Source organism: Mycobacterium sp. 2YAF39, from assembly GCF_052114565.1.
In the GTDB taxonomy this organism is placed as follows: Bacteria; Actinomycetota; Actinomycetes; order Mycobacteriales; family Mycobacteriaceae; genus Mycobacterium.
The window spans coordinates 1-457 of sequence record NZ_JBFREZ010000046.1; the positions used below are offsets into that span (position 1 = coordinate 1).

Consider the following 457-nt stretch of genomic DNA (forward strand, 5'->3'; position numbering starts at 1 on the left):
ACATTGGATGCCGCGCCGGGCAATGTGCTGGTGCTGGTGACGCGGCTGTACCCGCGCCCGCGCCGTTTTGCGCTGGACGTGGGCGGCCAGCGCCGCCTGTATCTGCAACCTTCGCAACGTGTGCCGATCTCCAGCTGGGACTACACCCGGCCCGAGGGGATGACGCACGCCTACGATCTCGGACGTCGCGATGGGGAAGCCTTCCTGCGCGACTGGCCAGAGATTCGTGACAAGGAATTGTTGCCGGCGTCATAGGCAGTTGCGCCCTGATGGCGCCGGTCGGTCTGTTGAGTGCGGCTACGCGCCGCGTATCAAGGAGGCATGGATGACTAAGCGCCAGGCAACACCCGAGATCGCCACCCCGACACCGGCGAAGGAGCGCCGCCGCGCGCGCGAGATCAGCGCGGAGCCCGCCGTGGAAAATGTGCCGCGCCGCAAGCGCGCGGGCAAGCCGCCC

1 protein-coding gene is annotated in these 457 nt (G+C 68.1%); it reads left to right on the forward strand.

Going from position 1 to position 457, the window contains the following annotated elements; translation table 11 throughout:
- Nucleotides 1–255: hypothetical protein (locus AB4Z42_RS28400; protein ID WP_442012581.1), on the forward strand; the 255-nt coding region annotated here is incomplete at its 5' end.
- Between the last annotated feature and the right edge of the window lie 202 nt (nt 256–457).